The sequence below is a fragment of the Allobosea sp. P4_C6 genome (assembly GCF_056402015.1).
On the sequence record NZ_JBFUIF010000002.1, the window covers coordinates 14,969 to 26,498 of the forward strand.

An 11,530-nucleotide genomic window follows, 5' to 3' on the forward strand; every position below is an offset into this window, starting at 1 on the left:
ACATGCAGGTCGATCTTCTCGCTGGAACGGAATACCGCCCCCTGGCGGTCCCGCGCCCCCAACCCACCATCCTCGTCTTCGATTCCGGGCTCGGCGGCCTCACCGTGCTGTCGCGGACGACGCAGGCCTGTCCCGGCGCGCATATCGTCTACGCTGCCGACGATGCCGGTTTTCCCTATGGCCGGCTCGGCGAGGATGAGCTCGTCACCCGCATCCTCGCGGTGATGGAGCGGCTCGTCGCCCGCTATCACCCCGATCTCGTCGTCATCGCCTGCAACACGGCTTCCACGCTCGTGCTGCCGGCACTGCGGGCGCGCTTCGCCATCCCCTTCGTCGGCACGGTGCCAGCGATCAAGCCCGCCGCGGCGGCAACGCGGAGCGGTATAATCTCTGTCCTCGCCACGCCCGGCACTGTCGCACGCGTCTATACCCGCGAGCTGATCGAGACCTATGCCGCTTCGTGCCATGTCACGCTCGTCGGCTCGACACGGCTTGCCGGCCTGGCCGAACAGGCGCTCCGGGGCGAACCCGTCGATGACGATGCCCTGCTCGCCGAGATCGCGCCGTGCTTCGTCGTGTCGGGCCGGGGCCGCACCGATGTCGTCACGCTGTCCTGCACCCACTACCCGCTCGTCCTGGAGCGGATGAAGCGGCTCGCGCCCTGGCCGGTCGAATGGATCGACCCCGCTCCGGCGATCGCGCGCCGCGTCGTTAATCTCCTCGGCCCCGTTGCCGAGGGCCCCTGCCCGGACGCAACCGCCGTCTTCACATCGGGCGCCGGGCTGAGCGGCCCGCTGCGGATCGCGCTTGTCGGCTATGGTCTGGCGCGCATTGCGATCGAGCCCGTGCCGCTGGCAAACTGAGCCCTCGGCACGCCCCTGCACCGGCCGCCGCACCCATTCGCGTTTGACAAATCAGCCGGCGCATGGTTCTAGAGCGCCGTCGCGCGGCTCCTGACGGGGCCGCGTGGCTTTTTCCGCACCCGTGATCCACTCACTTCAGAGTCGGATCTGTCGCCCCGGAGACGGGGACAGGAGGGCGCGGTCCTCACCTCGCGAACCATAGAGGACACGCGATATGTCGAAGCGCCATGAGGCGAAGTACAAGATTGACCGCCGCCTCGGTCAGAACATCTGGGGCCGTCCGAAGTCCCCGGTCAATCGTCGTGAATACGGCCCCGGCCAGCATGGCCAGCGCCGCAAGGGCAAGCCGTCGGACTTCGGCACCCAGCTGCGCGCCAAGCAGAAGCTGAAGGGCTATTACGGCTCGATCTCCGAGAAGCAGTTCCGCCGCTACTACGCCGAGGCGATCCGCCTGAAGGGCGACTCGGGCGAGAACCTCGTCGGCCTGCTGGAGCGTCGTCTCGACGCGGTGATCTACCGCGCCAAGTTCGTGCCGACCGTCTTCGCCGCCCGCCAGTTCGTCAACCACGGCCACATCACCGTGAACGGCAAGCGCGTCAACATCGCTTCCTATCAGGTGAAGCCGGGCGACGTGATCGCGGTCAAGGACAGCTCGAAGCAGCTCGCCATCGTGATCGAGTCCGCCGGCCTCGCTGAGCGCGACGTGCCTGACTACATCGACGCCGACCACACCAAGTCCTCGGCCACCTTCACCCGCACCCCGACCCTGTCGGACGTGCCCTACGCGGTGCAGATGGAACCGAACCTGGTCATCGAGTTCTACTCGCGCTGATCCGGCTGCGGCCTACCGGTCGCACATTGGCAAATTTTGGGGGATGGCAGGTTTCTGCCATCCCTTTTTTGTTGCGCCTGATCCTGCTGTGTTCGACGCGGGACAGCCGCCTGTATCGAGCAACAGGCGCGGCCCTCCTCGCCTACCGATGCCGGTGAAGACCACGAGCGTAAATCTCGCTCCAAATGCTGAGATCGGAGCTCGTGGATATCTGCCCGGCCTTGTCGGCGCGCTGCTCGCTTCCCTAGCGACGCTACCGGTTGCTCAGGCCGAGATGCGGTTCCGCGGCAATGTCCGTATCGGCGGCCATGAAGTCGCGAACCGGACAGTCACGCTCAGGCGCCGGGCCGTCATTCATCTCTAAGATCGGGCACCAAGCGGCGCCGGCTGCATCTGGCGCTCGGATGACAGGGGCGGAAGGGTGAAGGCCTGTCGTCTGCGCCGGATCAGATGATCGCGATGAGACCGCATCGCCTAGAGATGCGAGCCGACCTCGTCGCGGAAGAAATAGCAGCCCACGCCGACGCAACCGATCAGGATCGACAGCGCGTAGGGCCCGAAGAGGCACACGACAAAGACGGACCCGATGAAGGCTCGCATCGCCCATGCTAACCACGTCTGCTTCATGGCTAACCTCTCGCATCGCATTTGCTGACAAAGCGTAAATGGCGACCTGTGAATCCAACCTGAATGGATATGGTGAATTTCGGAAACCCCATTCAGATCCGTGCGTTAGCAAGTCCGGCAAAAGCAAGGCAGCTTCATGATCCACGTTTGCCTTCGGCGTGGGATGCCGTAGCGTCGTCCTCCCATCGAGAGGAGATTCGCATGAAGAGAGCCTTGCTCATCGCGTTCGTCCTGGGCTGCACCGCGGGCGCTGCTCAGGCACAGAGCTGCAACCTCCAGGCTTCCGACAAGAAGCTCGCCGGCGCGGCCAAGACCAGCTTCCTGACCAAATGCCAGAAGGACGCGACCGCATCCTGCGACAAGCAGGCGGCCGACAGGAAGCTGGCCGGCGCGGCCAAGGCGAGCTTCACCAAGAAATGCGTGACCGACACGGTCGGCGGCTGAGCCGCCTGAAAGGCCGCGAATAGCGGCATCGCATCTCGCCCGGACAGCAGTGGCGCGTCAGGTCAGCGCTGACGCTGCTCTCCCAGGTGGCGTGGCTCACCAGCGGCAGTCGCGCCAGCCTGTCGACGACCTGGTCGGGTTCCTTGCGATAGGCCGCCTTGCTCATGAGCTGGGCGATAATCTCGCTCTCGTCAGGAACGGCGTAAGCTGGACGGCCTGGATAAACATACGGCTGCAGCTTCATGGCAGGCAGCGGCGATCGCATGAGATGCGCCCCCGGGGCGAGCCGGGGGCGTGATGTCGTCAGGGTTCGGGATCGATCGCCGAATACCGGCGGGGTTTACTCGTCGTCGTCGGAGCCGCCCCGGTCGCGACGGTCGTCCCGGTCGCGCCAGCGGCGCGGCCCGCGATCATCCTCGTCATGCTGCCCGCCGCCGCGCCAGGCGCGCATCTCGCGGAAGCGCTCTTGTCCTTCCGCCATGGCTTCGCGCACGGAGCGGCGGAGCACCGTCTTTTGCTCGTCGCTGAGCGTGGTCCAGAGCGGGCGAACCGCATCGGCCAGCTCCTTCGATCGGACCGCGCGCTCGCTCTGCCGGCTGGCGGCTGCGTCGAGCCGCTCCATCAGATCGGCATGGCGCAGCTTCTCGCGCTCCTCCCGCATCGCCGTCCATTGCTGGACACGCTGCTCGCTGCGCTGTTTGACGAGCGCCTCGACCTTGTCGAAAGCTGCCGTCTGCTCGGGCTTGAGCTTGAGGTCCGTGCGCACCCTCGCCAGCCGCTCGTCGAGACGCGCCTTGGCGCGCTCGGCGCGGCGCTCACGCCATTCGGTCCGGCGCTGCTCGCGGGTCTCCGAGCGCTCCTGTTTCTGGTCGCCGCCTGCGGGCGGGACCGGTTGCGGCTGTGCCAGGGCGAAGGTGCCGGCCAGCATCGCGATCGACGACGCGGCGATGAGAGCGATGGGTTTCATGGGAATCTCCCTTGAGGCAGTCCAGTCGGTATGTCGCTCAGCGGGTCTCGAGGCCGATTGGCGATGGAGTCAGCCTGCCCCCCGCTGTCTGACCCGGCAATGGCCCGAAGATGAAAAGATCGTAATGTGAGGCCAACGCGCGCCGCGCGATTCGGTTCGCCATCGGACGTCCCATGCATAACCTCATCACCGATGTCCGCGGCGTCCTCGTCGGCCATGCAGATGACGCAACGGCAGCGACCGGCGTGACCGCAGCCATATTCGAACGCCCGACGATCGCTTCCGCCGCCGTGCTCGGCGGCGCACCGGGCACCCGCGACACGGCGCTCCTCCTTCCCGAAATGACGGTCGAGCATGTCGACGCGATCGTGCTCTCCGGCGGATCGGCGTGGGGGCTGGGCGCGGCCGACGGCGTCATGAGCTGGCTGGCGCGCGAAGGGCGGGGCTTTCCGGTCGGCGCCCTGCGCATCCCGATCGTGCCGCAAGCCATCCTGTTCGACCTCATCAATGGCGGCGAGAAGCGCTGGGCGCGCGGCGAAGGCGAAACGCCCTATCGTGCGCTGGGCGCGCGCGCAGCGGCGGAAGCCTCCACCACCTTCGCACTGGGCACGACAGGCGCCGGCTTTGGCGCCGCGACCGCCAATCTGAAGGGCGGCATCGGCTCGGCCAGCGCCCGCGCCGCGACCGGGCAGATCGTCGGCGCCCTCGTCGCCGTCAACGCCGTCGGCACCGCCACGATCGGCGACGGCCCGCATTTCTGGGCGGCTCCCTACGAACGCGGCGGTGAATTCGGCGGGCTTGGCTGGCCGGCGACGATCACTCCGGCCGACACGGCCCTGCGCTTCAAGGGCGGCACCGGGCAGAATACGACGATCGCGCTGGTGGCGACCGACGCCGTGTTGACCAAGGCACAGGCGCGCCGCCTCGCCCTCGCGGCTCATGACGGCCTCGCCCGCGCCTTGCGTCCGGCCCACGCCCCGCTCGACGGCGACATCGTCTTCGCAGCGGCGACCGGCTACAGCGGCGCGCCATCCGACGCCTTTGCCCTGACCGAACTCTGCACCACCGCAGCCGATGTCCTGGCGCGCGCGATCGCTCGCGGCGTGCATGCGGCGACGGCCCTGCCCTTCCCCGGCGCCAAGCCGGCATGGCAGGATCGGTTCCGCAGCTGACAAGCCACAACCATCGCGAGCAATCCGGCTCACGGAGCTTGTCGAGTTTACGAAATCGCAAGCCTCCTCCCGCAACCAGGCGGCCGAGGAGACGATCGCCGCTGCCGGCAACATCTACATCGTCAGCCGTGTCGCCGCCGAGACCGACGAAGCCGCCAGCCACATCGCCGACTCCGCCGACCAGCTCTCCCTGCAGTCGTCGCATCTCGACGCCGAGGTCGCGCAGTTCCTCGGACGCGTCCGCTCCGCCTAAAGCGCCCGGTTTCAAGCCCGGCGTGAATGCGCTATGGCGAGGCCATGTCCACAGACGATTTCCTCGCCCGCTTCGGCTCGCCCGGCGCCAGCCAGCCGGATCCCGTGGCGGCCGCCCAGCAGGCCATGCGCAACCCCCTGCCCGCGCGCTTCTACAAGGAAGCCGGCGTGCTCGAGCGCGACGGCCTGTTCCATGTCGCGCTCGACTGCAGAACCGCCCGCACGCCGGCCCGCAAGCCGCTGGCTGTCGGCTCCCGCGCTGTCGCCGAGGCCCTCGCAGCCGAGTGGGAGCAGCAGATCGAGCGGATCGACCCGGCCCGGATGCCTCTGACGCGCCTCGTCAACTCGGCGCTGGACGGTGTCGAGGATCAGCAGGAAGCCGTTCGGGCCGAGATCGTGCGCTATTCCGCATCCGATGCGCTCTGCTATCGCGCCGGTGAGCCAGAGGCGCTCGTGACGCGGCAGGATGAAGTCTGGCAGCCCATCGTGAAGGGCGTCGAGGCGCTGATTGGCGGGCGCTTCATCCTTGCCGAAGGCGTCGTCTTCGCCGAGCAACCGGCCGAGACGCTCGCTGGCGTTGCCCGGCAGGTCGAGAAGATTCCAGCGCCCGTCGCTCTGGCTGGCGCCCACAACGTCATGACCCTGACCGGCTCGACCATCGTTCTGCTCGCTCTTGCGAACGGGCTGATCGATGCCGAGGCTGCCTGGCAGGCGGCGCATCTCGACGAGGATTATCAGATCTCGGTCTGGGGCCAGGACGAGGAAGCGGCCGAGCGCCGCGCGATCCGCCGACGCGAATTCGATGCCGCAGTGCTGTTGCTGACGAAGGGTTGAGCTTTCGAACAGGCAGGGGTCGGATCATCGTTCGATCGCCCTGATGGAAAATTGAGAGGTGGCCACATGGCAATGGGTCCGGCCGCGACCTCACCCGACGGATATGTCGCCGCGCTGGCGGGCTGGCAGTGCGCCCTCGTCGAGCATCTGCGGCAAGGCGTACTGGCCGCCGCCCCACTCGAAGAGCGCATCAAATGGACCCATCTGGTCTATTTCGCCAACGGCCCCGTCCTGCTGATCCGCGCCGAGGCGAAGCGCGTGCTCTTCGGCTTCTGGCGCGGCAAACGCCTGCAACAGATCGCGCCACAGCTGAAACCCGGCGGCAAATACGAGATGGCGACCTGGGAGCTGCACGAAGGCGATTCGATCGCGCCAGCCACCGTAGCCGCTCTGGTGACGGAAGCCGTCCGGCTGAACACCGAACTGGGTAACCCGGCGGAGCGATCGGCATGATGCCGCTCCGCGCTTGAGCAAATGTCGTAATGGACTCTGGCGGTCGCGCCGCTTAAGCCGGCTTCGAGACGCGATTTCCGCCCGGAGCTTGCCGCCATGAAGGACATCCTCGAACAGCTCGAAGACCGTCGCGCCGGCGCGCGATCGGGAGGCGGCGAACGGCGGATCGACGCGCAGCACAAGCGCGGCAAGCTGACGGCTCGCGAACGCATCGAGCTTCTGCTCGACAAGGACTCCTTCGAGGAGTTCGACATGTTCGTGCAGCATCGCTGCGTCGACTTCGGCATGGAGAAGGGCGAAAAGATACCCGGCGATGGTGTCGTCACCGGCTGGGGCACGGTCAATGGCCGCACCGTCTTCGTCTTCTCCAAGGACTTCACCGTCTTCGGCGGCTCGCTCTCCGAGACGCATGCCCAGAAGATCACCAAGATCCAGGACATGGCGTTGAAGATGCGCGCCCCGATCGTCGGCCTGTTCGATGCCGGCGGCGCCCGCATCCAGGAAGGCGTCGCGGCACTCGGCGGCTATGGCGAGGTCTTCAAGCGCAACGTCCAGGCCTCGGGCGTCATCCCGCAGATCTCCGTCATCATGGGCCCCTGCGCCGGCGGCGACGTCTATTCGCCGGCGATGACCGACTTCATCTTCATGGTCCGCGACACCAGCTATATGTTCGTGACCGGCCCGGAGGTGGTGAAGACCGTCACCAACGAGACCGTCACCTCCGAAGAGCTTGGCGGCGCCAAGGTCCATACCAGCAAGTCCTCGGTCGCCGACGGCTCCTTCGAGAACGATGTCGAGGCGCTCTTGCAGGTGCGCCGCCTGATCGACTTCCTGCCGGCCAACAACACCGTCGGGGTGCCGGAATGGCCGTCATTCGACGTGCCCGATCGCGTCGATATGAGCCTCGATACGCTCGTCCCGGACAACCCGAACAAGCCCTACGATATCAAGGAGCTCATCCAGAAGACCGTCGACGAGGGCGACTTCTTCGAGATCCAGGAAGCCTACGCTAAGAACATCGTCACCGGCTTCGCCCGCATCGAGGGCCGCACCGTCGGCATCGTCGCCAACCAGCCGATGGTACTGGCGGGCGTGCTCGACTCCGACGCCTCGCGCAAGGCCGCCCGCTTCGTGCGCTATTGTGACGCCTTCGAAATCCCGATCGTCACCTTCGTCGACGTTCCCGGCTTCCTGCCGGGCACGGCGCAGGAATATGGCGGGCTGATCAAGCATGGCGCTAAGCTGCTCTACGCCTACTCGGAATGCACGGTGCCGCTGGTCACGATCATCACCCGCAAGGCCTTCGGCGGCGCCTATGACGTGATGGCCTCCAAGCATATCGGGGCGGACGTCAACTATGCCTGGCCGACCGCGCAGATCGCGGTAATGGGTGCCAAGGGCGCAGTCGAGATCATCTTCCGCGGCGGCGACGCCGAGACCATCGCGCGCCAGACCAAGGAATATGAGGACCGCTTCATGTCCCCCTTCGTCGCGRCCGAGCGCGGCTATGTCGACGAGGTCATCATGCCGCACTCGACGCGACGCCGCGTTGCCCGCGCGCTCGCCATGCTCAGGACCAAGAACGTCGAGCGGCCCTGGCGCAAGCACGACAACATTCCGCTGTAAAATCACAGGGCGCGTCATGCTCGAGCCTGACCAGAGCATCTCATGCCAGAGCCTCTTTCGGCATGAGATTCTCGGGTCTGCGCTTCGCTCCGCCCGAGAATGACGCCCGGGCGCATTGCCCTCGGGCATGACTCGCACCGGATAATGGTCTAAGGCGGCAGCCATCCTCTGATCTGCCCTGCCCGGATGCTGTTCAACTCCTTCGCTTTCCTGCTTGCCTTTTTGCCGCTGGCGCTCGCGCTGCACTGGCTGGCCGAGCGCTTCGCGCCGCGCTGGCGGCTGCCGGTTCTCGTCGTGCTGTCCTTCGCCTTCTACGGCTATTGGGACTGGCGCTTCCTGCCGTTGCTCGCTCTCTCCATCGGGCTGAACTGGCTGATCGCTGAGGCCTTTCAGAAGACCAAGTCGAGCGGGCTGATCACACTGGCGATCGTGCTGAACCTCGCCGTCCTCGCAGTGTTCAAGTACTTCAACTTCTTCGCCGATCTCGCTGGAATGATTCCGGGATTGCCGGCGCCGAAATTCGATATCGCGCTGCCGCTCGGGATCTCCTTCTTCACCTTCCACCACATCATGTACCTGACGGATCTCAGGCGTGGGCAGGCGCCGCGCTACGATATCGTCCGCTATGCCCTCTACATCGCCTTCTTCCCGCAGGTGCTCGCCGGCCCGCTCGTCCGCTGGCGCGAGATCATGCACCAGCTCGACGAGCGGCCTTATCAGCGCCCCGACGCTGCCGAGCGAATCGCACGCGGCCTGATGCTGCTGACCTTCGGCTTGGCCAAGAAGGTGCTGATCGGCGACCCGCTGGCCGAATACGCCAACCCGGTCTTCGCCGCTGCGGCAGCGGGCAAGGTCGTCAGCATGGCCGAGGCCTGGCAGGGAACGCTCGCCTTCACCTTCCAGATTTATTTCGACTTCTCCGGCTACACCGACATGGCGCTCGGTCTCGCTTTGCTCTTCGGCATCGTTCTGCCGCAGAACTTCGAGGCGCCCTATCGCTCGCCCAGCATCCAGGATTTCTGGCGGCGCTGGCACATGACGCTGTCGCGCTTCCTGCGCGACTATCTCTACATCCCGCTCGGCGGCTCGCGCAGCGGCCTTCCGACGCAGATCTGGGCGCTCTTCGCCACCATGGCCCTCGGTGGCCTCTGGCATGGCGCGGGCCTGACATTCGTGGCCTGGGGCGTGGCGCATGGGCTCGCGCTGATCGTCGCCCTGTTCTGGCGCCGGGCCGGGCTGCCGATGCCCGCCCTGCTCGGCTGGCTTCTGACCTTCGTCTTCGTGATGTTCTGCTGGGTGCTGTTTCGCGCTGCGAATTTCGACGCTGCGCTTACGATCTACAAGGGCCTGATCGGCCTCGCCCCGACAGGGACCGGCTTCAAATGGCGCGCCCTCATTCCGGCCGCTGCCTTCGCCATCATCGGCCCCACCGCCTGGAACCTCGTCCACAAGCTGCCGCCGGCGCGCTGGCTCGCCGTTCTGGCGGGGCTCCTGTTCGTCATCATCCTGCTGAAGATCGGCGAAGACGCCAATTATGAGTTCATCTACTTCCAGTTCTGAGCCGGCCGTCGCGCCCGCTCAGGCGGCGAGGTGGACGAGCTTCATTGCGACGCTGCTCGTGGCGGCAGCGCTGTTTTCGGTCGCGTTCCTGGCAGTCGCCTTCCTGCTCGACCCCTATGATTCCGGCCGCTCGCCGCTCAAGCTGAAGGAAGGCGTGCGCCCGCAAGGTCCACGCACGGCTCTAGCCAGCCGCGGCCGCGATCCGCAATTCACCGGCGCGATCTTCGGCAACTCGCACATCCAGATCGTCTCGCCGGATGAGTTGCGTATGCGAACCGGCATACCCTTCGTCTCGCTGATTGCGCCCGCCACGACGCCGAAGGAGGTTCTGGCGACGGTCGACTGGTTCCTGCGTCACCATCGTGCCCCCGCGGCAAAGGCGCTCGTGATCGGCATCGACAATTACTGGTGCACCGCGAACCCCGCCCTGCCCAATGAAAAGCCCTTCCCGTTCTGGCTGCTGAGCCGCGGCCTGCCGGACTATCTCGGCGGCTTGATGCGCTTCGATCTGCTCGAGGAGCTCTCGCGCCGGATCACCTATCTGACCTCGCGCAAGGCCGAACGCGCCCCGCCCGACGGATACTGGGATTACGAGGCGAACTACCGCGCGCTGGGCTACGACACCAACCCGGAGATTCGCGTCCGGCTCGAAAAGCGCCAGGAAACCGGCGGCAACAACACCGACGGCCCCTTTCCGGCCGCAGCCGCGCTGGAAAAGCTCATGAGCACGGCACCTGCCGAGACCGCGCTGATTCTGGTGCGACCACCCGCCTATGCCACGGCGCTGCCTCAGCCAAGCTCGCGCGATGCAGCGGCCGATGCCGCCTGCCGCACAGCTTTCGCCGATCTGGCGGCGCGACGCCCGCGCACGGCGCTCGTCGACTGGCGCGCCGACAGGCCTGAATTGCACGACCCGAATCTCTTCTTCGATCACACGCATTACCGCCAGCCGATCGCCCGGCTGGTCGAGGCGGAAATCGCCCGCGCCATCCAGGCGCTGAATTGAGGCGTATCCGGCCTGAAATCGGACTGGAACCGCCCTTTTGCCGGCGGAAATCACGAAGCGGTTGAAGTCATGTCGGAAGCGATTGTTCCGCTTGAAACGGATCGCTATAAGGACGCGAAATCGGCTCACCCTCCCGCGGCAAAGCCGAGGGGCGCGTGAGCGGACAACTCAGAGAGCGCGCCCATGTCGAAGCAGATCATCCTCGATGCGGATTATAAACCGAGCGATGACGAGCCGTTCATGAACGATCGTCAACGCGAGTATTTCCGCGGCAAGCTCCTCGCCTGGAAGGATGAGATCCTGAAGGAAGCGAAGGAGACCCTCGTCACGCTCCAGAGCGAGAGTGAGAATCACCCCGACATCGCCGACAGGGCTTCGTCCGAGACCGACCGCGCCATTGAGCTGCGCGCCCGCGACCGCCAGCGCAAGCTCATTGCCAAGATCGAATCCGCCATCGCCCGGATCGATGACAATTCCTACGGCTATTGCGAGGAGACCGGCGAGCCGATCTCGCTGAAGCGCCTGGAAGCCCGTCCGATCGCCACGCTCTCGCTGGAAGCGCAGGAGCGCCACGAGCGCAACGAGCGCGTCTTCCGCGACGATTGAAGCGCACCGGCCGGCCGCTATCCGGAAAGCCCCACGCCTTAAGTCGTGGGGTTTTTTGTAGGAGAGGCATGAGCTTCGCCTCACCCCCCGTCTTTTCCCGAGAACAGCCGTTCTCGTTCGGGCACGACGGCCGGCTATCCCCAGACCACGCGTCCATCGCCTGACGAAGACATGCCATGAAATGCTCGAATGCGAGCGCGACCTCGTTCGAGCTAGGATGCGGCGCGTAAGACAGCGCCGCCTTGCGCGGCAGTGGCGCTGCTTTCAGCGGTATTCTCTTAGGGAAGC

12 protein-coding genes are annotated in these 11,530 nt (G+C 66.0%); 10 read left to right on the forward strand and 2 right to left on the reverse strand.

The genetic code is table 11. The annotated features are described in order from the left end of the window. The first annotated feature begins 2 nt into the window (after positions 1 to 2). Both murI and rpsD read left to right on the forward strand, forming a co-directional pair. A complete protein-coding gene (murI, locus tag AC1DVA_RS01760; protein WP_476804778.1) occupies positions 3 to 863 on the forward strand; it encodes a glutamate racemase in 861 nt (286 codons plus the stop codon). Positions 864 to 1,077: 214 nt separating this feature from the next. Then, positions 1,078 to 1,695, forward strand: coding sequence for a 30S ribosomal protein S4 (rpsD, locus tag AC1DVA_RS01765; protein WP_265053961.1), 618 nt, complete (start codon positions 1,078 to 1,080; stop codon positions 1,693 to 1,695). 474 nt (positions 1,696 to 2,169) lie between these two features. Here rpsD and AC1DVA_RS01770 read toward each other — a convergent pair whose 3' ends face one another. Next, positions 2,170 to 2,322, reverse strand: a complete 153-nt coding sequence (locus tag AC1DVA_RS01770) for a hypothetical protein (protein ID WP_265053962.1) — start codon at positions 2,320 to 2,322, stop codon at positions 2,170 to 2,172. Between the two features lie 201 nt (positions 2,323 to 2,523). Here AC1DVA_RS01770 and AC1DVA_RS01775 point away from each other — a divergent pair, with 201 nt between their 5' ends. Further along, the gene (locus AC1DVA_RS01775) at positions 2,524 to 2,766 is read left to right on the forward strand and encodes a hypothetical protein (protein WP_265053963.1); all 243 of its coding nucleotides are present in this window, start codon (positions 2,524 to 2,526) and stop codon (positions 2,764 to 2,766) included. Between the two features lie 340 nt (positions 2,767 to 3,106). On the opposite strand, the gene AC1DVA_RS01780 is transcribed toward AC1DVA_RS01775, so the two are convergent. Then, positions 3,107 to 3,733, reverse strand: a complete 627-nt coding sequence (locus AC1DVA_RS01780; protein WP_476804779.1) for a hypothetical protein — start codon at positions 3,731 to 3,733, stop codon at positions 3,107 to 3,109. 173 nt (positions 3,734 to 3,906) lie between these two features. Between AC1DVA_RS01780 and AC1DVA_RS01785 the strand changes: the two genes are divergently transcribed. The 7 genes from AC1DVA_RS01785 to dksA all read left to right on the forward strand — a co-directional run bounded on the left by AC1DVA_RS01785 (position 3,907) and on the right by dksA (position 11,242). Beyond that, entirely contained in the window at positions 3,907 to 4,905 is a 999-nt protein-coding gene (locus AC1DVA_RS01785; protein ID WP_476804780.1) for a P1 family peptidase, read from the forward strand. A 297-nt stretch (positions 4,906 to 5,202) separates the two neighbouring features. Beyond that, positions 5,203 to 5,991: an ATP12 family chaperone protein gene (locus AC1DVA_RS01790; RefSeq protein WP_476804781.1), complete on the forward strand. Its 789-nt coding sequence runs from the start codon at positions 5,203 to 5,205 to the stop codon at positions 5,989 to 5,991. A gap of 66 nt (positions 5,992 to 6,057) precedes the next feature. Then, positions 6,058 to 6,444 carry a DUF1801 domain-containing protein gene (locus tag AC1DVA_RS01795; protein ID WP_476804782.1) on the forward strand — a complete coding sequence of 129 codons (387 nt, stop codon included), beginning with the start codon at positions 6,058 to 6,060 and terminating at the stop codon, positions 6,442 to 6,444. Between the two features lie 96 nt (positions 6,445 to 6,540). Then, entirely contained in the window at positions 6,541 to 8,070 is a 1,530-nt protein-coding gene (locus AC1DVA_RS01800) for an acyl-CoA carboxylase subunit beta (RefSeq protein WP_476804783.1), read from the forward strand. Positions 8,071 to 8,256: 186 nt separating this feature from the next. Continuing rightward, on the forward strand, positions 8,257 to 9,630 hold the full coding sequence (locus AC1DVA_RS01805) for an MBOAT family O-acyltransferase (RefSeq protein WP_476804784.1): 1,374 nt from the start codon (positions 8,257 to 8,259) through the stop codon (positions 9,628 to 9,630). Next, entirely contained in the window at positions 9,605 to 10,636 is a 1,032-nt protein-coding gene (locus AC1DVA_RS01810; RefSeq protein ID WP_476804785.1) for a hypothetical protein, read from the forward strand. Before AC1DVA_RS01805 ends, AC1DVA_RS01810 begins: the two co-directional genes overlap by 26 nt. Positions 10,637 to 10,819: 183 nt before the next feature. Then, positions 10,820 to 11,242 (forward strand): RNA polymerase-binding protein DksA, encoded by a 423-nt coding sequence (gene dksA, locus AC1DVA_RS01815; RefSeq protein WP_476804786.1) that lies wholly within the window; start codon positions 10,820 to 10,822, stop codon positions 11,240 to 11,242. The last annotated feature ends 288 nt before the right edge of the window (positions 11,243 to 11,530 follow it).

Coding starts and splice junctions, on each gene's coding strand:
- murI (WP_476804778.1), top strand. CDS start 3: ATGCAGGTCGATCTTCTCGCTGGAACGGAATACCGCCCCCTGGCGGTC.
- dksA (WP_476804786.1), top strand. CDS start 10,820: ATGTCGAAGCAGATCATCCTCGATGCGGATTATAAACCGAGCGATGAC.
- AC1DVA_RS01795 (WP_476804782.1), top strand. CDS start 6,058: ATGGCAATGGGTCCGGCCGCGACCTCACCCGACGGATATGTCGCCGCG.
- rpsD (WP_265053961.1), top strand. CDS start 1,078: ATGTCGAAGCGCCATGAGGCGAAGTACAAGATTGACCGCCGCCTCGGT.
- AC1DVA_RS01805 (WP_476804784.1), top strand. CDS start 8,257: ATGCTGTTCAACTCCTTCGCTTTCCTGCTTGCCTTTTTGCCGCTGGCG.
- AC1DVA_RS01780 (WP_476804779.1), bottom strand. CDS start 3,733: ATGAAACCCATCGCTCTCATCGCCGCGTCGTCGATCGCGATGCTGGCC.
- AC1DVA_RS01770 (WP_265053962.1), bottom strand. CDS start 2,322: ATGAAGCAGACGTGGTTAGCATGGGCGATGCGAGCCTTCATCGGGTCC.
- AC1DVA_RS01775 (WP_265053963.1), top strand. CDS start 2,524: ATGAAGAGAGCCTTGCTCATCGCGTTCGTCCTGGGCTGCACCGCGGGC.
- AC1DVA_RS01785 (WP_476804780.1), top strand. CDS start 3,907: ATGCATAACCTCATCACCGATGTCCGCGGCGTCCTCGTCGGCCATGCA.
- AC1DVA_RS01810 (WP_476804785.1), top strand. CDS start 9,605: ATGAGTTCATCTACTTCCAGTTCTGAGCCGGCCGTCGCGCCCGCTCAG.
- AC1DVA_RS01790 (WP_476804781.1), top strand. CDS start 5,203: ATGTCCACAGACGATTTCCTCGCCCGCTTCGGCTCGCCCGGCGCCAGC.